At 75.4% G+C, this 21,560-nt stretch carries 20 protein-coding genes; 10 read left to right on the top strand and 10 right to left on the bottom strand.

The genetic code is table 11. The annotated features are described in order from the left end of the window. Nucleotides 1-405 (top strand): sigma-70 family RNA polymerase sigma factor (locus tag F593_RS0120365; protein WP_022930590.1); only part of this gene is annotated, 405 nt, incomplete at its 5' end. Between the two features lie 187 nt (nt 406-592). Here the strand turns inward: F593_RS0120365 and F593_RS27085 are convergent. After that, nucleotides 593-1,624 (bottom strand): alpha/beta fold hydrolase, encoded by a 1,032-nt coding sequence (locus tag F593_RS27085; protein ID WP_022930591.1) that lies wholly within the window; start codon nt 1,622-1,624, stop codon nt 593-595. A 170-nt stretch (nt 1,625-1,794) separates the two neighbouring features. Between F593_RS27085 and F593_RS0120375 the strand changes: the two genes are divergently transcribed. Then, nucleotides 1,795-2,088 (top strand): hypothetical protein, encoded by a 294-nt coding sequence (locus F593_RS0120375; RefSeq protein WP_022930592.1) that lies wholly within the window; start codon nt 1,795-1,797, stop codon nt 2,086-2,088. A gap of 64 nt (nt 2,089-2,152) precedes the next feature. On the opposite strand, the gene F593_RS0120380 is transcribed toward F593_RS0120375, so the two are convergent. Beyond that, complete coding sequence (locus F593_RS0120380; protein ID WP_022930593.1) at nt 2,153-3,496, bottom strand: alpha/beta fold hydrolase; 1,344 nt, start codon at nt 3,494-3,496, stop codon at nt 2,153-2,155. A 194-nt stretch (nt 3,497-3,690) separates the two neighbouring features. Here F593_RS0120380 and F593_RS27090 point away from each other — a divergent pair, with 194 nt between their 5' ends. Further along, entirely contained in the window at nt 3,691-4,065 is a 375-nt protein-coding gene (locus F593_RS27090; protein WP_033208739.1) for a hypothetical protein, read from the top strand. Between the two features lie 58 nt (nt 4,066-4,123). Here the strand turns inward: F593_RS27090 and F593_RS27095 are convergent, their stop codons facing one another. The 3 genes from F593_RS27095 to F593_RS28940 form a co-directional block, all read right to left on the bottom strand. Further along, nucleotides 4,124-7,336 carry a glycosyl hydrolase gene (locus tag F593_RS27095; RefSeq protein WP_022930595.1) on the bottom strand — a complete coding sequence of 1,071 codons (3,213 nt, stop codon included), beginning with the start codon at nt 7,334-7,336 and terminating at the stop codon, nt 4,124-4,126. 205 nt (nt 7,337-7,541) lie between these two features. Continuing rightward, a complete protein-coding gene (locus F593_RS0120395) occupies nt 7,542-9,233 on the bottom strand; it encodes a helix-turn-helix transcriptional regulator (protein ID WP_022930596.1) in 1,692 nt (563 codons plus the stop codon). Continuing rightward, nucleotides 9,230-10,762, bottom strand: a complete 1,533-nt coding sequence (locus F593_RS28940; protein ID WP_022930597.1) for a sensor domain-containing phosphodiesterase — start codon at nt 10,760-10,762, stop codon at nt 9,230-9,232. Before F593_RS28940 ends, F593_RS0120395 begins: the two co-directional genes overlap by 4 nt. 311 nt (nt 10,763-11,073) lie before the next feature. Between F593_RS28940 and F593_RS27105 the strand changes: the two genes are divergently transcribed. From F593_RS27105 to F593_RS0120415, 3 genes are all read left to right on the top strand, one after another. Then, a complete protein-coding gene (locus F593_RS27105; protein WP_022930598.1) occupies nt 11,074-11,277 on the top strand; it encodes a hypothetical protein in 204 nt (67 codons plus the stop codon). A gap of 33 nt (nt 11,278-11,310) precedes the next feature. Continuing rightward, complete coding sequence (locus F593_RS0120410) at nt 11,311-12,177, top strand: DUF5718 family protein (protein WP_022930599.1); 867 nt, start codon at nt 11,311-11,313, stop codon at nt 12,175-12,177. An 87-nt stretch (nt 12,178-12,264) separates the two neighbouring features. Next, nucleotides 12,265-13,779, top strand: a complete 1,515-nt coding sequence (locus F593_RS0120415) for a hypothetical protein (RefSeq protein WP_022930600.1) — start codon at nt 12,265-12,267, stop codon at nt 13,777-13,779. Nucleotides 13,780-13,868: 89 nt separating this feature from the next. On the opposite strand, the gene F593_RS27110 is transcribed toward F593_RS0120415, so the two are convergent. Continuing rightward, complete coding sequence (locus F593_RS27110; RefSeq protein ID WP_157252030.1) at nt 13,869-14,816, bottom strand: patatin-like phospholipase family protein; 948 nt, start codon at nt 14,814-14,816, stop codon at nt 13,869-13,871. Nucleotides 14,817-14,927: 111 nt separating this feature from the next. Here F593_RS27110 and F593_RS0120425 point away from each other — a divergent pair, with 111 nt between their 5' ends. Continuing rightward, a complete protein-coding gene (locus F593_RS0120425) occupies nt 14,928-15,143 on the top strand; it encodes a hypothetical protein (protein ID WP_022930602.1) in 216 nt (71 codons plus the stop codon). Nucleotides 15,144-15,299: 156 nt separating this feature from the next. Beyond that, nucleotides 15,300-16,037 (top strand): phosphodiesterase, encoded by a 738-nt coding sequence (locus tag F593_RS27115; RefSeq protein WP_022930603.1) that lies wholly within the window; start codon nt 15,300-15,302, stop codon nt 16,035-16,037. A 64-nt stretch (nt 16,038-16,101) separates the two neighbouring features. On the opposite strand, the gene F593_RS27120 is transcribed toward F593_RS27115, so the two are convergent. Further along, nucleotides 16,102-16,887, bottom strand: a complete 786-nt coding sequence (locus F593_RS27120) for a SigB/SigF/SigG family RNA polymerase sigma factor (RefSeq protein WP_022930604.1) — start codon at nt 16,885-16,887, stop codon at nt 16,102-16,104. Between the two features lie 387 nt (nt 16,888-17,274). Between F593_RS27120 and F593_RS28945 the strand changes: the two genes are divergently transcribed. Both F593_RS28945 and F593_RS0120445 read left to right on the top strand, forming a co-directional pair. Then, nucleotides 17,275-17,907, top strand: coding sequence for an SRPBCC family protein (locus F593_RS28945; RefSeq protein WP_022930605.1), 633 nt, complete (start codon nt 17,275-17,277; stop codon nt 17,905-17,907). 9 nt (nt 17,908-17,916) lie between these two features. Then, a complete protein-coding gene (locus F593_RS0120445) occupies nt 17,917-19,080 on the top strand; it encodes a zinc-dependent alcohol dehydrogenase (RefSeq protein ID WP_022930606.1) in 1,164 nt (387 codons plus the stop codon). A gap of 67 nt (nt 19,081-19,147) precedes the next feature. Here the strand turns inward: F593_RS0120445 and F593_RS0120450 are convergent, their stop codons facing one another. From F593_RS0120450 to F593_RS0120460, 3 genes are all read right to left on the bottom strand, one after another. Beyond that, the gene (locus tag F593_RS0120450) at nt 19,148-20,830 is read right to left on the bottom strand and encodes a RecQ family ATP-dependent DNA helicase (protein WP_084630246.1); all 1,683 of its coding nucleotides are present in this window, start codon (nt 20,828-20,830) and stop codon (nt 19,148-19,150) included. Between the two features lie 117 nt (nt 20,831-20,947). Then, nucleotides 20,948-21,304: a VOC family protein gene (locus F593_RS0120455; protein WP_022930608.1), complete on the bottom strand. Its 357-nt coding sequence runs from the start codon at nt 21,302-21,304 to the stop codon at nt 20,948-20,950. A gap of 33 nt (nt 21,305-21,337) precedes the next feature. After that, nucleotides 21,338-21,544, bottom strand: coding sequence for a hypothetical protein (locus F593_RS0120460; RefSeq protein WP_022930609.1), 207 nt, complete (start codon nt 21,542-21,544; stop codon nt 21,338-21,340). Nucleotides 21,545-21,560: the final 16 nt, after the last annotated feature.

The following is a 21,560-nucleotide window of genomic DNA, read 5'->3' on the forward strand; positions in this document are numbered from 1 at the left end:
GAGCTCGCCGCCCGCCTGGGCTGCTCCACCGACGAGGTCCGCGGCCGCCGCGACCAGCTCGCCACCTGCGAGGTCGAGTCGCTCGCCACCACCGTCGCCGGCTCCGACGGCATCACCGTCGACCGCGCCGAGACGATCGCCAGCCAGGACCACTCCCTCGACCCCGCCCGCGCCTGCGAGGCCAACGAGGCCAAGGCCCGCGTCGCCGCCGCCGTCGCCCAGCTCCCCGAGCGCGAGCGCCAGGTCGCCCTCATGCTCTACGTCGAAGGCCGCCGCCTCCGCGAGATCGGCGACCTCCTCGGCGTCTCCGAGTCCCGCGTCTGCCAGATCGCCGGCACGCTGCGCCGCCGCCTCCGCACCGCCCTCGGCGCCCACGCCGACCTCCTCACCGCCGCCATCGCCTAGAGCGCCGGCACCGCCGCACCCGGCGCCATCGCCTGGACCCCGGCACCGCCGCACCCGCCGCCATCGCCTGAACCACGGCACCGCCGCACCCGGCGCCATCGCCTGAACCACCCCGGCCCCGGCCACTGCGCCGGTCCCCGCCGCCCAGCGTCCCCGGGGCCCCACCGGCCTCACCGCCCCGCCGGCGCTAGGCCCCCGCCCCCAGGAACTCCAGGAGCGCCGTCGCCGTCTCCTCGGGCCGGTCCTCCGCGAGGAAGTGACCCGCGTCGATCGGGCCGCCGCGCAGATCCGGGGCCCACGCGCGCCAGACGTCGAGCACGTCGGGATAGAAGTGCGGCAGGGCGCCGTTCTTCGCCCACAGGACCTGGACGGGGCAGTCGATCGTCCGGCCCGCCTCGCGATCCTCATCGTCCAGCGCCACATCGCAGGTGGCGCCCGCGCGGTAGTCCTCGCACATCGCCTCGATCGCGCCCGGATCGTCGAAGGCGCGACGGTAGGCGTCGACGACCGCCGCCGGGTAGCGGCCCTCGGCGGCTCCGAGGCCCATCCCGCGGCGGACGGCGAGGTCGAAGAACGCGTCGGGGTCGCCCGCGATGAGGCGCTCGGGCAAGGGTGCGGCCTGCGCGAGGAACGCCCAGTGCCAGTAGCCCTGGGCGAAGGTGCGATCCGCGCGGCGCCACACCTCGCCCGTCGGGACGATGTCGAGCACGGACAGGCGCTCCACGCGCTCGGGGTGGTCGAGCGCCAGGCGGTAGGCGACGCGCCCGCCGCGGTCGTGGCCGGCCACCGCGAAGCGGTCGAAGCCGAGCGCCGCCATCGCCTCGACCTGGTCGCGGGCCAGCGCGCGCTTGCCGTGCCCGGCGTGGCCGGCGGTCGGCGTCGGCCGCAGCGACGTGCCGTAGCCGGCGAGGTCCGTCGCGACGACGGTGCGGTGCTGCGCTAGGCGCTCCGCGACGGCGTGCCACATCAGGCCCGTCTGGGGGAAGCCGTGGAGGAGGAGCAGCGGCGGGCCGCTGCCGCCCACGCGCGCCCGCACGGGGCCGCGGCTCGTGTCGACGTCGTGGGTCGCGAAGCCGGCGGGGAAGGCGCCGTCGGGGTCCGGCGCGCCGCCCTGCCGGTCGGCGGCGCCGGCCGCGGAATCCGGGGCGTTGGCCTCCAAGTCCGGCCCGGCGCCCGGCGGGGCGGGGGCGTTGCTCGGTGCGGGGTGGTCGGCGTCCATGGCGGTCCTCGCTCGGTGGGTGCGTGGGTCGGGCCGTCGGCGCCGCCGGGGCGGACCGACCGCGTGCCTCGACCCCACGCTCGCACACCACGGGACGCCCGTCACCGTCCCGACCGCCCGCGATCCCCCGTACCGGCGGGCCGCCGCGGCCCGCTGCCTACACTCGCTCGGTGAGCATCGAGCGCGGATTCTCCGACTCCGAGCCCGTCGGCCGCCAGGCGCGCGCCCGCGCCGACCGGCGGGACGCGCACGTCGGAGTGATGGCCCACGGGACGCTCGCGTGCCCGCAGTGCGACGCCCCCGTGGCGCCCGGCCCACGCCCGCTATCCCCCGCCGACCCGCTGGCGTGTCCGCTCTGCCTGCACCTCGGGCCCGTGCGCACGTTCCTCTCCCTCGCCGCGCCGACCCGGCCCGCCCGGGTCCAGGTGCGGCTGCGCCACCGCGGCGCGCCCGCCCCGCGGTAAGCGTCCGCCCCTCCTGCACCGGCGTCGGCGGCGCGCCGCCGACGGCCGACCGGCGACGCCCGTCCTACCGCAGCGGCCCGCCCGTCTCGGCCACCATCTCCATGAGCCGGCCGAGGACGCGGTCGCCCGAGGCCCGGATGCCGTCGTGCTCCCACTCGTTCGTGACCCACGCGCGGACGTTGCCGACCTCGCGGGCGGTCTGCAGGGAGAGGTCCGCGTCGACGTAGGCGTCGTCGTGGTAGACGATCGCCGCGACGGGGACGGGGTTCTCCGCCAGCCGGTCCGGGTCGTAGAGGGTCGGCCACTCGTCGCGCGCGGCGAGCGCCTCGGCGGCCGGGCGGAACGGGCGCAGCGAGCGGATCTCCTCGAACATCCAGGGGAACATCGTCTCGCCCGTGAACCGCAACGGGCGGGCCGCCGGGTCGAAGGCCGGGTGGTGCGCCCGCTGCCGCTCGGCGGCCCATCCCGGGGTGACCGCGCCCTGGGCGTAGATGACCTCCTGCAGCACGGCGTAGAGCGGGTTGTCGTCGAACGACGTCCGCGCCGCGACCCCGGCGAGGAACATCGCCGACAGGTCGGCGGCCGGCCACGCAGCGCCGTCCTCGCCCGGGCCCGCCGGGGCGAACGCCTCGTCCAGCAGCCAGTGCACGTCGTCGAAGCCGGTCGCCATCCCGAACGACTGCCCCAGGGTCTGCAGGCGCCGCACGCTCAGGGTGTCGCCGTCGGACAGCACGACCGGTGCGGCCTCCAGACGGTCCGCGATGCGCGCCACGACGTCGACGGCGTGGGGGTAGCGCGCGTAGAACTGGTCGTTCTTGGCCTCCATCCGCGGGAACGTGCGGCGGTAGACCTCGTCCGCGTCGGCGCCCAGGCCCGGGAGCCCGCCCGTCACGTAGCAGGCGGCCAGGCCCTCGGGCGCCCGCGAGAGGTAGCTCAGCGTGAGGAAGCCGCCGTAGCTCTGGCCGAGCGTCTCCCACTTCTCCACGCCGAAGACCGCGTGGCGCAGGTGCTCCGCGTCGGCCACGATCGCGTCGGCGCGGAAGTGCGACAGGTACTCGGCGCCCGCCTCCCCGTCGCCGAGCGCGGCCAGGGTTCGGGCGTCGACCGGCGTGGAGCGGCCCGTCCCCCGCTGGTCCATCAGGATCACCCGGTGCGTCCGGAGCGCCCGGCCGAGCCAGCCGCCCCCGCCGGCCCGCGGCCGCGGGCCCTTGCCGCCCGGCCCGCCCTGGAGGAACAAGAGCAGCGGCAGGTCGTCGCGCCGACGGACGGGATCGACGACCTCGCGCGCGAAGAGCGTGATCGACAGCGCACGGGGCCCACGGTCCGGCGCGTTCCAGTCCAGCGGCACGGCCACCTCGTGGTCCCGCACGTGGACGCCGGGAAGCGTGTACTCGGCGACGATCGTCATGCCTCCATGATGACCGGCGCCCCGGGCCGACGGGCCCCCCGGGGGCTGGCCGCGCCCCCACCCCGAGGGACCGGACGGCGCAGGTGTACAGATCACGTGTCCATGCGCCGTCAAGCGCGTGGGCGAGCGGCCGAGGTACGGGGCGACCTCCCCGGCGAACCCTCCGCCGGACCACGCCGTCGCACGAGCACCGCATGTCCCACCGCCCCACCGCCCGCACCTCGAACGCCGCGATGACGCAGGGCGACGTCACGTTCCTGCTCGTCGCCCTCGCCCTCGGCGCCGTCCTCGCCTACGCCGTCGTGTGGGGCGCCATCTGCGGCGTCCTCCACCTGCCGTCCGGCGAGCTGCGCAGCGAGTCCGCGCACGCCGCACGGCTGGGCGTCGGCTTCGCCGCGCTGCTGACCGTCCCGGTCTACAGCGTGTGGCTCATCCGCGAGGCGTTCGACCGCGCCGAGCACGCCGCCTGCCGCGCCTGCTCCCGCGCTGCGATGCAGACGGCCATGCGGCTCACCGGACCCGGCGAGACCCCGGCCCGACTCGGGACCGCGAGCCCGCTCGGCGGCTGAGCCGGGCCGGGGTCTCGCGCCCCGGCGTCCGGCGGACCGGACGCCGGGCGGCTGAGCCCTAGCGGTCCCAGGGGCTCGGGCGGCTCCCGACCGGACGCTCGACGTACGGCAGCAGGCGCACCGGGCCCACGAGGCCGTAGGCGATCCGCTTGCCGGCGCCGAAGACCGCCGGGTTGCTGACCCGCAGCCGGTTCCACAACGGGGTCGCCACCTCGACCTCGACCGTGTTGCGGCCGCGGCGCAGGTACGGGCCGACATCGACGACGGGGTCGGTCTGGTCCGCGGGCGGCAGCTCGCGGCCGTTGACCCGCACGCGGAACGTGTCGGAGACCGTGCCGAGGTCGAGCAGCGCGCCCTGGTCGGCGTCCCAGTCGCGGCCGAGGTCGACGGTGGCCGTGTAGGTGCCCACGCCCGCGCTGTCCTGCAGTTCCGGGATCTCCGTCCACGCCTTCAGGCCCTCGAGCTGCAGGCGGCGCTTGACGATCGTCGTCTCCGTGGGCGTTGCGCCCGGGGTGCGGTCCTCGACGTCCAGGCGCCAGCTCGTGAGCTCGCGCGCGGCCGGGACCTCGCCGATCGTCGTCTGGACCTTGCGGCCGTTCTCGAGCTGCGTGGTGAACGTGCCCTTCGTCGTGCTGCGCAGCAGCAGGTCACGGCGGGCGACCCGCAGCTCGCCCTCGCTGGCCACGGCGTGCACGCCGCCGCCCGAGAGGATGCCGAAGGTGTGCTTCGGCGCCAGCGCGACGATCGCCGTCTGGCCCGGGCGCAGCTTGAGGCGGAGCCGCACGCGGTCGCGCGCCGGCTCGTCCCACACCGCCACCGGGACGATCTCGCCCGTCCACGGGTCCAGCGCGAAGGGGACCGTGTTCCGCCCGGTGCGGGGCAGCGTGACGTCGTGGTCGGCGGCCACCGTGGCGGAGCCGTTGGCGAAGAAGAACCAGTCGATCGCGCCCTCGACCCGGTGCGTGTTGAGCACCGGCGAGGTCTGGGTCCCGTACTGGACCGCCGGGGCGACGCCGAGCTTGGCGATGCCGGTCGGCATGTCGTTGCGGGTCGGCACGCTGGTGACGGTCGGCTGGGCCAGGAGCTGGTTGACGAGCTCCTTCACCTTCGCGTCCGCGGCCGGGTTCGCCGGGCCGTCGGCGTACTCGCGGGCGTTCGTCCAGTCGCCGACGAGGATCATCCGCAGGCCCGCCTTGGCGTAGCCCAGGAGCTTCTCGGCGGTGTCGAGCGGGAGCACCGTGGCGGAGCCGGAGAACGCGTCGCCCTCGAAGACGAGCAGCCCGAAGTCCGGGCCGTCCGGGGCCAGGCGGCCGTTCCTCACCGTCGCCGACGGCAGGCGCAGCAGGCTCGGCGAGACGAACTCGAGGCTCCAGCCCTGCTGCACGCCGAGCGTGCTGAACCACGCCGCGCCGAAGCCCGAGCCGGCGTAGCCCTTCTGCCGCAGGAACGCGACGTCGGCCTTCGGCGTGCCACGACGCAGGACCTCCTGGGCCCGGCCGAAGTAGCCCGCGATGTCGGGCGCGTGCTTCCACGTCGGCTGCCGCGGGCCCCACGCCTCGCCGTAGCCGGGCGCGCCGTTGTAGGGGCTGAAGGCCGCGAAGCCCGGCCATGCCGCGCCGGGGGCCTCGGCGTAGGCGAATCCGTGCAGCACGGTCTGGTTGACGCCCGCGGTGAAGATCGGGTTGAGCTTCTGCAGGACCGCTCGCCACGTCGTGTTGTACGCGCCGTTGGCGAACGCGGCGGCCTCGTTGGACATGATCGTCTTGCCGGCCATGTCGCGGCCGCCGGCGAGCGAGCGGTAGTCGTCGAGGTTCTTGAACCCGAGCGACTCGCCCTCCGAGATGTCGAGCTTGGCGGTCGAGCCCATCGCGTCCGTCTGCAGGCCGTAGGGCTGCATGCGGAACTTCATGCCCAGGGAGTGCGCCCACCCCTGCATCTCGCCGATGTGGTGCTCGTCGAAGAGCTGGCCGAGGACGTCCCAGTAGTCGTTGAGGACGCGGCGGGTCGACTCGGGGTCGAAGGCGAGGTTGAGCTTCTCCTTCTCGCGCACGATGCACCCGAGCCACGGGGTCAGCGCGTAGCCCTTGCGCTTCTCGAACTCCGCCTCCAGGCCCGGCGTCCAGTACGTCGCGGCCTCGAACTCGAGGGAGTCCTCGAAGAAGTCGCCGCCCGCCTCGCGCAGCAGCCGCTTGAACGACGGGGTGAGGATGTTGTCCTCCCAGAACCCGGTCACGGCGTGGGAGCCGGCGGCGGAGAAGTGGTCCACGACGTACGAGGTCGGGTTCGTGTGCGGGCCGGACTCGGGCTGCTGGCCCGTCCCCCGGATCCGGTAGGCGATGACGTACCACTGGCCCTCGGCGGGCGCCGTCCACGTGAGGCGCTCGTCCGCGGTGACCTGGTCGGTCAGGTCGATCAGGGAGTCCTGGTCGAGGATCACCGTGCGCGCCGTGGGCGAGCTGGCGGCGTTGATGCGCAGCGCCTGGACCGCGAAGAGCTCCTCGGTCGTCACCCCGGGCTCCGCCTCGACGTAGGGCGCGGGGAGCGGGCCGTCGTACGTGCCGCCGGGGGCGACGAGCGTGCGGCCGTGGACGAGCTCCTTCGAGGCCGCCTCGGACTGCGGCGTGATCGTGGGGACGGCCGGCGGCCACGAGGGGCCGACGGTGATGTCGAGCCGGATCCCGCGACGACGCGCCTGCTGCAGCGCGGTCGTGACGGCGGCGATCCAGTGCGCGCCGCCCCAGCCGTACTTCTCCACGTCGAGCCCGACGCCGCGCATGCTGTGGTGGACGTCGGAGATCTCGGCGCCGCCGAACCCGGCGTCGACCATCTGGTCGACCTCGCGGGCGATCTCGTTCAAGTCGACCTGCCCGTTGGGCCACCACCAGCGGAACCGCGGGCGCACCTCGGCGCCCGGGTTCGCGAACCGCCGGGCGATCGAGCCGCCCGTCTTCCACGTGGCCTGCGCCTGGGTGGGCGTCGCCCACGGCACCGCGGCGACCGCACCCGTGGCGACGGCGGCCCCGACCAGCGTGCGGCGGGTGACGGTGCCGCGGGGCGCCTCGCCCGTGACGGCCGTCGACTCGGTGGCCTCCGTGGCCTCCGTGGCCTCGGCGGCGTCTGTCGACTCGGTGTCCGCCGTGACCTCGACCGCCTCCGTCGCCTCCGGGGCCTCCGTCGCCTCCGGGGCCTCGGTCGCCTCCGGGGCCTCCGGGGTCGTGCCGCCCGCGATCGCCTCGTCCTCGGCGCCGCGCGCCACGTCCTGTCCGGCCATGTTCCTGCTCCCTCGCTCCCGCGCGCCGTGGGGGTACGCCGCGTCGGAGCGAACCTATCCGCGCCACGCGAGCGAATGCAAGCGTTCTTGGTCGGTGGTGGTCGAGTTGATCGATCGATCGTGGTTTACGCCAGAAACGACCACAGCCGAACGCCAGGCAGGGCCGACCGGTCGGTCAACCGTCGCCGGGGCCAGCGCCCCAGGGCTATGCGATGAGGCCGAGGCGCAGCGCCGTGGCCACCGCGGACGCGCGGTCCGGGACGCCGAGCTTCGTGTAGATGTGCGCCAGGTGCGTCTTCACGGTCGCCGGGCTCACGACGAGCGCCTGGGCGGTCGCGGCCGTGGTGAGGCCGCGGGCCGAGAGCTGGAGCACCTCGAGCTCGCGGGCGCTGAGGCGCGAGGCGCCGAGCTGTCCGCGGCGCCGGCCGAGGAACTGCCCCAGCTCGTGGCCGATGCCCTGCAGCGAGCGCAGCAGCCGTTCGGTGATCTGCCCCTCGGCGTGGAAGGGCAGCTCGACGACCGCCACGACCTCGGTGCCGTCGAGGGCGGGGATCGCGATGGCGCCGTCGATGCCGTCGGCGCGGGCGGCCCGGGCGCGGGCGTTGCCTCGGGCCTCGAACTCCTTGCCGATCACGTGCAGGGCCTTGCGGCACTCCCACGCCATGCCGGCGAGGCCGGCCCCCATGGGCAGCTCGACGTCGCGCGTCGCCGCCCAGTACGCCTCGAGTGGGTGGGTCGGGTCGCACCAGAGCACGCGCGGGACGAGGTGGCCGTCCTCCGGCGTCCAGAGCACGCCGCCCGCGCACTCCAGCGCGTCGGCGAGGTTGGCGAGGAGCCGCTCGGCCCCCGGCTCGAGCCCGTCCCACGCGGCCAGCGCCTCCGAGACGGCGATGTGCGCCCCGATCTCCTGCTCCGCCCGCCGCTGGTCCGTGAGGTCCTGGACCGTGCCGACGAAGCGGCGGGGGCGACCGGCCTCGTCCGCCTCGACCACGCCGAGCGTCACGCGCAGGTGGCGCAGCCCGCCGGCGGGCAGGACGATCCGGTGGGTCATGGGCTGCATCGCCCGGCCGGCCCGCATGGCGTCGACCTCGGCCTCGACCGTCGCGCGGTCGTCGGGGTGGGTGCGCGCCATGATCTCGTCGACGGACGGCTCGACCTGTCCGGGCTCGAGCCCGAAGACGCGGAAGAAGTTGTCCGACCACTGCATCGCGTTCGTCGTTGGCACGAACTCCCAGGACCCCATCTGCGCCACCGCCTCGGCCTGGGCCAGGAGCGCGGCCTCGCGCGAGCGCGCGTCGCTCGGAGCGGACCGCACGCGCAACCGGGCGCCGTCGCCCTCCGCGCTCACGCGGACGGCTAGCGGGGCGCCGCCGCGTGCCGCGGGCGGCGCCGAGAGCTCGACGACGGACCCCAGCGGCCGGTGGTCCCCGTCGCCGGCGACCGCCGCGTCCAACGCCGCGTGGTGGCGTTCCGCCGCCCACGCCGGCAGATGGAACTCGACCGCGGGGCCGTCCTGGTGGTGGACGACGCGGAAGCCGAAGAGGTCTGGTCGGTGCTCGCCGAGCGCGACGAGGTCGCCCGCGCCCGTGACGGCGATCATCGCGGCATCGGATGCCGCCGCGTGCCCCCGCGCGGTCTCCGAGCCCCCCGTGCCGTTGCTCGTGCCGATCCGCACAACGTAGCCGACAGGTGGACAGAAGTCACCCGGTTCGTCCACCCGCGGGGCGACGGCGACCCGCACGGTGGCGTGCTGGCTCTCCCGCCGCCTCGCGCGGGCGGTGACGTCGCCGTCCGCCCACGCCGCTGCGCCCCCGTCGTCCCTGTCCTCCCCGGCCCTGTCCTCCCCGGCCCACTCCGCCGGGCCGTCGCCCAGCAGGCGCGCCTCGTCGTCCGTCACGCGACGGGCTGCGGGCGTCCGTAGCGGTACCCCTGGGCGCGGTCGACGCCGAGCTCGGCCAGGCGCACGCCCGTCTCCGGCTCCTCGACGCCCTCGGCCGTCGTCGTCAGGCCGAACTCCTTCGCGAGGCCCACGATCGCCCGGACCATCTGCTCGCCGCGCGGGCTGCGCGTCGTCTCCTGCACGAACTCCATGTCGATCTTGAGGTGCTGGACCTGCAGATGCTGGAGGTACGTGAGCCCGCCGAAGCCCGTCCCGAAGTCGTCCAGGGCGATGGGGCAGCCGACCTTGGTCACGCGGCGGGCGAACTCGCGCGCGGCGCCGAGGGAGTCCGTCATCGCCGTCTCCGTCACCTCGACGACGAGCAGCTCGGGGTCGACGCCGGCCGCGGCGACGGAGTCCTCGAGCTGGGCCATCACGCTCGGGTCGCTCAGGGACCGCGCGGAGACGTTGAACTGCACCGCCGTGCCCTCCGCGGCGGCCGCGACGGCCTGGCGGATGACCCAGCGGTCGACCTCGGAGATCAACCCCGAGCGCTCTGCCGCGGGCAGGAACATGCCCGGCGAGACGACGCGACCGTCGCGGTCGAGCATGCGCAGCAGGAGCTCGTTCTGCACCGTCCGGCCGGTCACCAGGTCGATGATGGGCTGGCTGTAGAGGACGAGGCGGTCCTCGTCGAGCGCGTCCCGCAGGCGTCCGAGCCAGAGCGCGTCGTGGTCCTCGGCCTCGGTGGTGGGGTTCGCGGCCCGGACGGGCACGACGTGGGCCAGGCACGTGGGCGTCGACCCGGCCGGGCAGACGGGGATGAGGTGCACGTCGACGAGCACCGTCCCGCCGTCGGGGCGGACGTAGCGCTTCGTGTAGCGGTGCCCGGCGACGGGGACGCCGTCCGGGCCGCGGCGGAGCGTGCGCACGACGCCCCGGTCGTCCGGGTGCGAGACGTCGTCGATCGTCCCCGCCAGCAGCACCTCGCGGGCGTGGCCGGTCAGCGCGCACAGCGCGTCATTCACGCGGACGAACCGGCCCGCGACGGGGTCGACGATCGCCATCGCGGTCGGCGCCTGGGCGAACCCCCGCCAGAACAGCGAGGTGCCGTCGTCGACGGGCATCGGCGCACGGCGTGGCAGCCCCGCCGGGAACGGTGCGGCGCCCGCGAGGTCGGCGGCGCGCACGGCGGGCCGCTCGATGACGGTGATGACGACCTTCGCGACGTCGCCGCCCCGATCGTGCACCGGGTCGACCTCGACCCGGTGGCGACGTGTGCCGACGGTGCGCTCGAACGCCTCGCGGTCTCCCGCGAGGGCGGCGATGCAGGCCGGCACGAGCTCGGGCCACGCGGTGCGCACGTGCGGACCGGCCAGGGAGCGCTCGCAGAGGGCCCGCGGGTCCCACCCGATGCGCTCGGCGAGCCCGTCGCCGGCGTGCACGGCCCGGACCCGCAGGTTCGCGTCCGCGACGATGACCGCGACGACGTGCTCCCCAGCGGACCGCTCGGTGGGCGACGAGACGCGCTCTGAGATCAGCACCATGGGACGAGTATCGGCCGCACGCACGCCTCCGACCATCGGCTGATCGAACGATCCTCGCCGGTGCCGCGTACGCATCCGTGACACGGTGTCCGAGAACGACCGCCGGGCTCGCGATCGCCCTGGGAGCGGGCGGATCCGCCATCTGGCCGAAGGAGGCGGGCCGCCCCGCGCACGGGTCCCCCGACCGGGGGACCCGAGGCGGCCGAGGGACGCCTTCGGCCGCCTCGCTCGGGGTCCCGGGGGTTGCCAGCGCCGGCCGGCGCAGGTACAACCCGGAAGGGACAACCGGAACCCCTGCAGAAGGAGTCCTCGTGGCCGTCCACCTCACCCCCGACGAGCTGGCCGACGCCGTCGGCGTCAAGCGGGTCGACATCATCGCGACCTGCGTCCAGCTCGGTGTGCCCGTCTACAACGGGCGCATCGACCGGACCCTGTTCCAGGCCGCCGTGGAGGGCAGCGGCGGCGACTTCGACCAACTCCTCGAGGACCACGACCCGCACTGGCGCCTGCACTGACGCCCGGCCGGGGCGCGTCGCTACGCTCGCGTCGTGCTCCCCGTATCGCCCGACGACCTCCGCACCGCCTTCGGGCTCGGCGTGGCCGGCAACTTCGCCGGCCACCTCGAGCAGGCCGGCGAGGCGGGGGACTTCGTCGGCGTCACCGCCGCGACGCCCGACGCGCCGAAGGGGATCTTCCCGTTCTGGGCGCCCGGAGCCGACACGTTCCTGGGCGACTTCCCGCTCTCGTCTGACACGGTCGCCCTGCCCGCGTCGGACGAGCCGCTCGACCTGCAGATCGAGCCGGAGGTCGGCCTGCTGTGCCGGGCCACCTATGCCGCCGACGGCACCGTGGAGCGCGTCGCGCCCCTGGCCGTCGGGGCGTTCAACGACTGCTCCATCCGCCGGCCCGGGGCGCGGAAGATCAGCGAGAAGAAGAACTGGGGCTCCGCGTCGAAGGGCGTCGCCGCCGGATTCCTCGCCGCGGAGGACCTGTCGCCCGACGGGCCGACGGCCACGCTGCGCCTGGCGAGCTTCCTCCGCCGCGACGGTGCGACGCACGCCTACGGGGTAGACAGCCCGGTGGTCGGCTACTCGTACTACGGCACGACGCTCCTGGAGTGGCTCGTCGACCGCCTGAACCACCAGGGGGGCGCCGACGACACGCCGCTGGAGGACGTCGGCGCGCTGCTGCGTGACGCCGGCCGGCCCGAGACGCTGCTGATCGGCATCGGCGCCACGCGCTACACGCCCTACGGCGCGTCGACCTACCTCGAGCCCGGCGACGAGGCCGTCGTCGTGGTCTACGACGAGCGCGGTACGTCGCCGGACGACGTCGAGCACGCCGTCGCGGAGGGGCGCGAGGGCGACCTGGAGGACGCCTCGGTCCTCGTCCAGCGCGTCGTCGCGGCGGGCTGAGGCCGGGGCCACCGCCCGCCCGCCGGGCGTGGGGTTCCCGGCCCCGAGGCCCTCGTCGGCACCCCGGACCCCTGGCAGGATCGGTCGATGGCGGCGAAGGCAGCACGGGGAAGCGGCGAGCGGGCGACCGGGGTGGTGTTCCCGGCGGACGACGAGGGCCGCCGCAGCACCGGTGCCCTGGGGCGCGCGGTCGTGGCCGACGCCCTGCGGCAGGTCGACCCCGTGGGGGCGATCGGGGCGGAGCGCGAGGCCACGTGGCGCAGCGGCTACCTCGGCCCCTTCCGCCGGCTCGTCGAGGCGGGCCTGGGGTCGCCGGAATCCGCGCTCGCCGTCGCGCACGGCGGCCTCGACGCGCTGCACGGGCGGATGCGCGTGGTCGGGCCCGACGGCGTCGAGCGTCCCCTGGACGAGCTCTTCGCGCACGCTCCCGAGCGTCACCCCCGCACCGTCGAGGTCGCGGGCACGGGCACCGCGGAGCGCGAGCTGTCCCTCCCCTACCGCGGCACCCGCCTGCGCGGCGACGCCCTGCGCCGGCGGCTCCAGACGTGGGCGACGGAGGGCGTCCTCGAGCCCTCGGCCGTCGACGCGATCCGCCTGGTCCAGGAGCACCCGGAGTGGCTCGCGCTGGACGGCCACCGCGTCGTCGTGCTCGGCGCGGGCGCCGAGATGGGCCCGCTGCCCTCGCTGCTGCGCTGGGGCGCCACCGTCGTGGCCGTGGACCTGCCGCGGCCGGAGCTCTGGGCCCGCCTGCTGCGCACCGCGCGCGAGGGTGCCGGGCGGCTGATCGTGCCCGTCCAGGGCGACGGCGGGGAGCCCGGGGGCGATGACGCCCTGGCGCGGTCCGCCGGGGCCGACCTGCTGCACGACCTGCCCGCCGTGGCCGCGTGGCTCGAGGGGATCGAGACCGGCGGCGGGCGGCTCGTGCTCGGCAACTACGTCTACGCCGACGGGGCGACGAACGTGCGCGTCTCCGTCGCCGTCGACGCCCTGACGCGCCGTCTGCAGGAGCGCCGCGACGACCTGGCGCTCGCGTTCCTCGCCACGCCGACCGACGTCTTCGCCGTGCCAGGGGAGGCGGTCGACCACGCCACCGCCGCCTACGAGGGGCGCTCGCGCACCGCTCGGCTCGCCGGCCGGCCGCTGCGGATGGTCACGGGCGGCCGGCTGCTGCGGCGCCCGTACGTGCCCGGTTCGGACCCGGGCGTGAACGACACGCTCGTGCCGCAGCAGGGCCCGAACTACACGCTCGCGAAGCGGCTGCAGCGCTGGCGGGCCGCCGTCGCACGCGACGCGGGCCTGCCCGTGTCGTTCAAGGTCGCTCCGCCCACGCGCACCCGCTCGGTCGTCAAGAACCGCGCGCTCGCCGCGGCCTATGCGGGCGCGCACCGCTTCGGCGTCGAGGTGTTCGAGCCGGCGACGAGCAACACGCTCATGGCGGCGCTGCTCGTCCACGACCTGCAGACGGGCAACGAGACCTTGGGCCACCCGTGGCGCGACGAGGCGCACGCGGCGGTCCACGGCGGCCTGTGGCGCGCGCCGTACGAGCCGCGCAGCGCCCTGGGCCTCGCGGCGCTGCTCGGCGTCGGCGCGGCCCGCGGCTGAGGCGGGGGCTCCCGGCGGGAGCACCGCGCCGGTGCGGTGGGCCCGCGCCACCCGGCGGAGGCACGACCCCGTCAGGCGGGCGACCCCGGTCAGGCGGGCGCGCCGATGGCGCTCGCCGCCGCCAACACCTGGCGGGCGGCCTCCTCGCCGGCCTCGAGCGCCTCGCGTACGACCCCGACGTCGCGCTCGAGCCGGCTCGGCACGGGCGAGTCCGGCAACGGGCGGACGGACAGCCAGGCCGGGGAGGCGATACGGCCGGCGTCGCGCTCGGCGAGCTCGGCCTCGTCGCGACCCTCGGCGACGGCGCGGCCCAGGTAGGCGCCGGCGGTCGCGGGCGAGATGCGGCGCAGCAGTCCGCCGACGAGCCGGCCCGAGACGCGCGAGGGCGGCTGGGTGATGTCGCCGAGGCGCCGGGAGCGCAGGACGACGACGTGCGTCGCGCCGTCCTCGATCGCCCGGCGGAACGGGATCGCCACCGTGAGCCCGCCGTCGAGGAAGCGCCGGTCGTCGATCGGGACCGGCCCGCCGGCGAGCAGCGGCAGCGCGGAGGACGCCCGCAGGGCCCGCCGCAGCGACGCCTCGTCCGTGATCGTCGGGCGCAGGTCGACCGGCGCGCCCGTGTCGACGTCGGTGGCCATGGGGTGCAGCGTGGCCGGCGCGTCGAGCGCGGCGCGGAAGACGCCCGGGCTGAGCACGTCGTAGCGCTCCTCGACCAGCGTCTCCGTGTCGACGATCCGCCCGCCCCGCAGCGCGCGCCGCGGCTCGATGAGCGTGTGGACGAGCGTCGGATCCCACCACGTCTGGCTGCCCCGCTCGACCCGACCGGCGACGAGCCACATCGCGTTCAGGGCGCCCGCCGACGTGCCGTAGACCGCGTCGAACGCCCCCGTCAGCCCGAGACGCTCGACGGCCAGGGCCATGCCGCCCGTCACCGCGCCGCGCATCCCGCCACCCTCGATCACCAGGGCGACGCGGGCCCCCGGCGGACGTTCGCGGAGCGCGGCGAGGACGGGATGGACGGCGGCGTGGTCCGGCACGCCGACCACGGTAGTGGACGTACGACGGATGCTCCCCGCCCACGATCGGCCGATCAAGTTGGTATCAGCCGGCCCGCCGCTGTCACCGTCCCGATACGAACCGCCCCCGCCATGCCGCCCGTCCACCCCTCCTCCCCCTCCGCCCGACGCGGTGTGCCACGCCTGCGTCGGCGGGTCGCGGTCGCCGCGGCCGCCGTCGTCCTGGCGGTCGTGGCGTTCCTGCCGGGCGACTCGCTGTTCGGGGACTCCGCGCCGGCGTCGTCGCAGGTGCGGACCGCCGCCCCGGTCTCCACCACCGTCGCCCCGGCCTCCACCCCCGTCCGCTGAGCGGACCGCCGCCCCCGCGCGGATCGACCGGCCGGCTCCCGACGCGACAGGCGGCGTTGGGCGCCCCGACGCGGTCCGGGCCGCGAGCGGGTCCCGCGCGACGACGACGGGTAGGAGCGAGCCACGCGTCCGCCGCCCCGCGGCCGCCCGCTCCCCATGTCGCCCGATCGCCCCGCCCCGCACGCCCCGACCGCCGTCCTCGACGTCACCGGCGACGTCTTCGCGCGCCTGTCCCGCCTGCGCCACGGGCGCCGCAGCCTGCACCCGCGCGGCCGCTCCTACCGGGCCACGCTCGAGCTGCACCCGCCGGCCGGAGCCGCCCCTGGCTCGCCGTTCTTCTCGACGCCCGCGACGTACGCGGCCACCGTGCGGTTCTCCCGCGGGTTCGGGCTGCGCCAGCCGCTGCCCGAGCTCCTCGGCATCGCGATGCGGCTCCACGACGCCCGCGGGCCGGGAGTCGACCAGGACCTGCTCGTCTCGTCGTCGGGCCGCCGCCCGCTGCTGCGCCGCGTGCTGATCCCCGGCCGGGAGGGGTTCTTCGGCGGCTGGTTCTCGAGCGTCCTGCCCTTCGAGGTCGGCGGCCGGCGCTCCGTCTTCGGACTCCACGCCATCACCCCGCCCGTCGGTCCGGAGGGCCCGGACCTCGAGCGCCTCGACGCGACGGCGCGTGCGGGCGGCCTGGCCTTCGGGCTCGTGCTCGCGCGGGAGCCGTTCGGCCACTGGGTGCGGATGGGGACGCTGCGCATCGGCGCGCCGCTGCCGCCGGAGGAGAGCGAGGCGCTGAGCTTCGCGGCCTGGACGACGGCGGAGGACGTGCGACCCGTCGGGGTGCTCAACACGTTGCGGGCCGGGGCATACCCGGGCAGCCGGCGCGGTCGCGGGCTGCCGGGATAGGCCCGCCGCCGGCCAGGACCGGGCGCCCGCCACACGTGGTGACGGGGTGCCCGGTCCGCCGGTGTCAGGCCGCCACGAGCTCGTCGGCGGCCAGGGCGGAGTCGCGGTCGTCGCCCAGGTGCTCGCGCATCCTCTCCAGGGCGTCGGAGATGATCCGCGAGACCTGCATCTGGGAGACGCCGATCCGCTCGGCGATCTCGCGCTGCAGGCGGCCGTCGTAGAACCGCAGCAGCACGACCTCCTTCTGGCGCTCGTCGAGCACCTCGCACGCCTGCTGGATCAGCTGGCGTTGGTCCACCTGCGCGAACCGGCGGTCCGGTGCGCCGAACAGGTCGAGCGCCTCCCGGGCGTCGCCCGTCGGGTGGTCGAGCGAGAGGGTGCGGTAGCCGCGGCTGCCGACGACCGCGTCGGCCACCCGCTCCACCGGCTCCTCCAGGTGCTCCGCGAGCTCCTCCACGGTGGGCTCGCGGCCCGTCGTGGCGGACAGCTCGCCCTTCGCACGGGTGATCCGCGCGTCGAGCTCCTGCACCGACCGCGGGACGTGGACCGCCCAGCAGTGGTCGCGGAAGTACCGCTTGATCTCACCCGTGATGTTCGGCGCGGCGAACGTGGCGAACCGCGTGCCCGCCGTGGTGTCGAAGCGGTCGATGGCCTTGACGAGGCCGACCGACCCGACCTGGATCAGGTCCTCCAGTGACTCGCCACGACCGCTGTAGCGCCGGGCGAGGGCACGCACGAGCGGGAGCCCGCGCCTGACCATCTCGTCCCGCGCCTGCAGGTCGTGGTCCTCGTGATACCGGCGAAGCAGCTCGAGGTCGAGCCGATCGCGGTGTGTTGCGTCTTCCAGCATGACTTGGCTCCCACGTATGGAATCTCCGTCCGGTACGAGTCTCCATGGGACGGGGGGAAGCGGCCCAGGAACGCCGTACCTGCTGTGGCTGCGTGCTCGGCCGCCGGGGCTCGGGGGAGCCGTGCGCTCGGCCTCCGTCAGCGCCCCCGGGGAAGGAGGAGCCGACGTCGACGTCGCGCAACGACGGTCGACACGCCGCAAACCTATCGCGCCGATCGCGACGACGGCGGCTGTCGTTCGTCCGGCCCCCAGCGCGCCTCCAGGGGCCCCGATCTGGACGTGCGTCCAGGACGACGGGGCGGCGTTCGTCCGCCCCGCAGGCGGACCGGCGGCGGGATGGGGCGCGCCCGCGTTCGCCCCGCGGACCGCCCGGGTAGCCAGCGGCCCATGAGCCCCCAGGAGCAGGACCACGGACCGGTGCACGGCGCGCTCGGGAAGGCGGAGGACGGGCTGCGCAAGGCGGTGGCGCCCGTCGCGCAGCGCCTCGTCAGCGGCCGGGCGGGCAGCGTCGGCGACGACGCGGTGCTCGTGCGGCAGGCCATCACGATCGGCCGCGACGCCGAGGAGCTCGCCCAGCTGCTGCGCAGCCCCGAGCTCGCCCGCCAGCTCCTGACGACGAGCGACGGCCCGGAGATCTCCGTCGAGCCCACGGGCCCCGACAGCGCCCGCTGGACGGTCACGGGCCCGCTCGGCCTGCACCTGGTCTCGGACGTCCGCCGGGAGTCCGGGCCCACGGAGGAGCCGCTGCGGTGGCACGCCGAGCCCGGCGGCGACCTGGCCCACGAGGGCGTGCTGCGCCTGAAGCCCGCCCGGGAGGACTGGGGGACGGAGCTGCACGCCGAGATCCGGGTGGCGCCGCCCGCCGGACCGCTCGGCCGCCTGGGCCGCGGGCCGCTGCAGACGGCGGCGGGCGCCGTCGCGATGAAGGCGCTGCGGCGCTGCAAGAGCCTCGCCGAGACCGGCGAGGTCCCCACGCTGCGGGACAACCCGTCCGGCCGCACCACCACCACCGAGAGCTGAGGAGGAGCCATGCGCGCGCTCGTCTGGAACGGCGTCAACGACCTGGCGGTCGAGACGGTCCCCGACGCCACGATCGTCAACCCCCACGACATCGTCCTGAAGGTCCTGCGGACGACGACCTGCGGCTCCGACCTGCACGTGATCTCGGGCTACATCCCGAGCGCCCGGCAGGGCGACGTGCTCGGCCACGAGTTCATGGGCGAGGTCGTCGAGGTCGGCTCGGAGGTGACGAAGACCCGCAAGGGCGCCCGGGTCGTCGTCCCCTCGTTCATCGGCTGCAGCAAGTGCTGGTACTGCGAGCACGACCTGTGGTCGGCCTGCGACAACACGAACCCGAACCCGGAGCTGCAGGCGCCCGAGATGGGCTACCCGACGGCCGGGATCTACGGCTACACGCACGCGTTCGGCGGCTACGCCGGCTCGCACGCGGAGTACATCCGCGTCCCCCACGCGGACGCGAACTGCTTCACGGTGCCCGAGGGCGTCACGGACGAGCAGGCGCTGTACCTGTCCGACGCGGTGCCGACGGGCTACATGGGCGCTGACTTCTGCGACATCGCCCCCGGTGACACCGTCGCGGTGTGGGGCTGCGGCGGCGTCGGGCTGATGGCCCAGAAGAGCGCGCTGCTCATGGGCGCCGGTCGCGTGATCGCCATCGACCGGATCCCGGAGCGCCTGGCCCTGGCCCGCTCCCTCGGCGCCGAGACGCTGGACTACACGCAGACCGACGTGCTCGAGGAGCTCAAGCAGACCACGGGCGGGCGCGGGCCCGACGCCTGCATCGAGGCCGTCGGCATGGAGGCCCACGGCACCGGCCCGCAGTACGCCTACGACAAGGTCAAGCAGGCGCTGCGGCTCGAGACGGACCGCGGGCAGGCGCTCCGCGAGGCGATCATCGCCTGTCGCAAGGGCGGGGTCCTCTCCGTCCTCGGCGTCTACGGGCTCATGGACAAGTTCCCGATGGGCGTGATCATGAACAAGGGCCTGACGGTGCGCTCCGCCCAGCAGCACGGCCAGCGCTACATGCCGGAGATGCTCGAGCACGTCGTGGAGGGCCGGCTGGACCCGTCGATCCTCACGACCCACCGGATGCCGCTCGAGGACGCCGTGCGGGGCTACGCGCTGTTCAAGGAGAAGCAGGACGCCTGCATCCGCGTGGCGTTCGTGCCGTAGGCCACGCCGGGCGGGACGGCGGGGTGTCGGCGGGGCGGGGCGCAGCGCCCCGCCCTGACGGTCGCCGTCAGGCCTCCAACGGCTTGAGCAGCTCGCGCTGCACCACGAGGTCGACCCCGAGGGTGCGGTAGCCCGCGTCCTCGAACAGCACGGTCATCTGGCCCTCGCCGTAGCGCTGCACCACTCCGGGGCCCCACTCGCGGTGGGCGACCTCCGCCCCGATCGGGAACGGGCGGTCGGTCTCGTCGTGCTCCTCCGACCGGCCCGCGGCACAGTTGTCGCACGCGCCGCACGGGCCCTCGTAGTCCTCGCCGAAGTACGAGAGCAGCACCTCGCGGCGGCAGTCCCGGGTCTCGGCGTAGGTGCGGACCATCGCGATCCGCGACTCCTCGTACGCGTGGCGGTGCTCGCCGGCGCGCTCGGCCTCCTCCACCGCCTGCTCCAGGTCGTCCGGGGCGCTCAGCGGGGCGACCTGGCCGTCGGGCAGCAGCTCGAGCGCCCCGGCGTCCTCGAGCCGGCTGACCGCGGTCGTCACCTTCGAGGCCGAGAGGTGCAGCTCCTCGGCGATGCACGCCGGGTCGACGGGGTCCCCGTAGGAGGTCACGACGGTCGCGACCCGCTCGATCTGGTCCGCGTCGACCTGCCCCGCGCCCGCCTGGAACCGCCGCAGCCCGAGGTCCTGCGGCCGGTAGAAGAGGATGGCCTGCGCCGCATCGCCGTCGCGCCCCGCCCGCCCGATCTCCTGCAGGTACGCGTCGAGCGAGGACGACGGCGCGTGGTGGAAGACCCAGCGCACGTTCGGCTTGTCGACGCCCATGCCGAACGCGATCGTGGCCACGACCACGCGGACCTCGTCGGCGAGGAACGCGCGCAGCACCGCCTCGCGCTCGCCCTTGTGCATGCCCCCGTGGTAGTGGGTGGCGTCGACGCCGCGGGCCCGCAGCGCGTCGGCGGTCTCCTCCGCCGCGCGGCGCGTGGCGACGTAGACGAGCCCGGCGCCCTCGGTCTCCTCGATCGTGTCGAGCAGGGCGTCGTCCTTGGGACCCTCCTCCTCGTACCGCCGCACCTCGAGCCACAGCTCGGGGCGGTCGAACTCGCCGACGACGATCGCCGGGGAGCGCATGAACAGCCGCTCGATGATCTCGTCACGGACCGGCGGCGCGGCGGTGGCGGTCAGCGCGAGCACCGGCAGGGGCTCGGCGTCCTCGCCGCCCGAGAGCGCGGTGCGCGCCGCGCCGAGGCGCAGGTAGTCGGGGCGGAAGTCGTGGCCCCACTCCGAGATGCAGTGCGCCTCGTCCACGACGAACAGCGCGGGCCGGACCGCCGCGAGCTCCTCCAGCACCTCCGCGTTGGCCAGCTGCTCCGGGGAGAGCAGCACGAATCGCGTGGCACCCGAGCCCAGGTTGGTCAGCGCCTCGCGCCGGCGGGCGGCGCTCATCTGCGAGTTCAGGGTGACCGCCAGGTCGGCGTCGCCGCTCGTGGCGTGCAGGCCCTCGACCTGGTCCTGCTGCAGGGCGATCAGCGGCGAGACGACGACCGTGGGACCGTCGAGCTGCAGGCCCGCGAGCTGGTAGATCGCGGACTTGCCCGAGCCCGTCGCCATCACCGCGAGCGTGTCGCGCCCGGCGGTGATCGCGTCGAGCGCCTCTCGTTGCTCCGGCCGCAGCTCGTCGATCCCGAGCACGTCGTGGGCCAGCGCGTCCATGTCCTCCGGCACGGAGCGCAGATACCCGCCGGGCGCCGGCCGCATGCCGACCCGCCGGCCTTGCGGGAGCCGGGTAGGCGGAAGCGGCGCCGGCGGGAGCGGGGCCGGCGACCGGCTGACCGCGGGAGGTCCGGGCGCCTGCGCGCCCGGACCCGTCAACGGCTACGCCGGGGGCGCGTAGAGCTGCAGGTCGTTGCCGTCCGGGTCCCGGAACGGCGCGATCTTGCCCCAGGGGTGCTCGGAGAGCTCGCCCGTGAACTCGACGCCCTGGTCCTTCAGCGCCCGGACCTCGTCCTCGATGTCGCCCGTGACGCCGAACGCCAGCACGGCGCCGCCGTCGCCGGACGGCGACTCGCTCTTCGACCCGTTCAGGCCGATCTTCTGGTCGCCGGCGGTGACCTCGGACCAGTCGCCGTCGTGCTCGAGGACCTCGAGGCCCAGGGCGTTGCGGTAGAACGCGACCGCCCGGTCCATGTTCGTGACGGGGAGCCAGACGGTGTCGATGCTCTTCAGGGCCATGTGTTCGCCTCTCGGTTGGGGACTGCCCTGCCCCTACCCGTGGCCCGGCGCGCCGACACCGCGACGCGCCGGCACGGACGCCGCGACGACGGCCGCGGGGACCGACGTGCACTGCCCAGCGCGGGCACGGACGGGCGCCTCGCGGGGCCCGAGGCTGCCGAGGATGTCGAGCAGGGAGGCCGGACGCGGCGACGCGGCGGCCGACGTCGCGGGGCGGAGGTAACCGGGGAGCTGGGCCATGCACCGCAGTCTGCGG

Source organism: Patulibacter americanus DSM 16676 (assembly GCF_000420025.1).
GTDB lineage: Bacteria > Actinomycetota > Thermoleophilia > Solirubrobacterales > Solirubrobacteraceae > Patulibacter > Patulibacter americanus.

Coding starts and splice junctions, on each gene's coding strand:
- F593_RS0120380 (WP_022930593.1), bottom strand. CDS start 3,496: ATGACGATCGTCGCCGAGTACACGCTTCCCGGCGTCCACGTGCGGGAC.
- F593_RS28945 (WP_022930605.1), top strand. CDS start 17,275: ATGAGCCCCCAGGAGCAGGACCACGGACCGGTGCACGGCGCGCTCGGG.
- F593_RS27085 (WP_022930591.1), bottom strand. CDS start 1,624: ATGGACGCCGACCACCCCGCACCGAGCAACGCCCCCGCCCCGCCGGGC.
- F593_RS0120450 (WP_084630246.1), bottom strand. CDS start 20,830: ATGCGGCCGGCGCCCGGCGGGTATCTGCGCTCCGTGCCGGAGGACATG.
- F593_RS0120460 (WP_022930609.1), bottom strand. CDS start 21,544: ATGGCCCAGCTCCCCGGTTACCTCCGCCCCGCGACGTCGGCCGCCGCG.
- F593_RS0120425 (WP_022930602.1), top strand. CDS start 14,928: ATGCCGCCCGTCCACCCCTCCTCCCCCTCCGCCCGACGCGGTGTGCCA.
- F593_RS27095 (WP_022930595.1), bottom strand. CDS start 7,336: ATGGCCGGACAGGACGTGGCGCGCGGCGCCGAGGACGAGGCGATCGCG.
- F593_RS28940 (WP_022930597.1), bottom strand. CDS start 10,762: ATGGTGCTGATCTCAGAGCGCGTCTCGTCGCCCACCGAGCGGTCCGCT.
- F593_RS27090 (WP_033208739.1), top strand. CDS start 3,691: ATGTCCCACCGCCCCACCGCCCGCACCTCGAACGCCGCGATGACGCAG.
- F593_RS27120 (WP_022930604.1), bottom strand. CDS start 16,887: ATGCTGGAAGACGCAACACACCGCGATCGGCTCGACCTCGAGCTGCTT.
- F593_RS0120445 (WP_022930606.1), top strand. CDS start 17,917: ATGCGCGCGCTCGTCTGGAACGGCGTCAACGACCTGGCGGTCGAGACG.
- F593_RS0120415 (WP_022930600.1), top strand. CDS start 12,265: ATGGCGGCGAAGGCAGCACGGGGAAGCGGCGAGCGGGCGACCGGGGTG.
- F593_RS0120455 (WP_022930608.1), bottom strand. CDS start 21,304: ATGGCCCTGAAGAGCATCGACACCGTCTGGCTCCCCGTCACGAACATG.
- F593_RS27115 (WP_022930603.1), top strand. CDS start 15,300: ATGTCGCCCGATCGCCCCGCCCCGCACGCCCCGACCGCCGTCCTCGAC.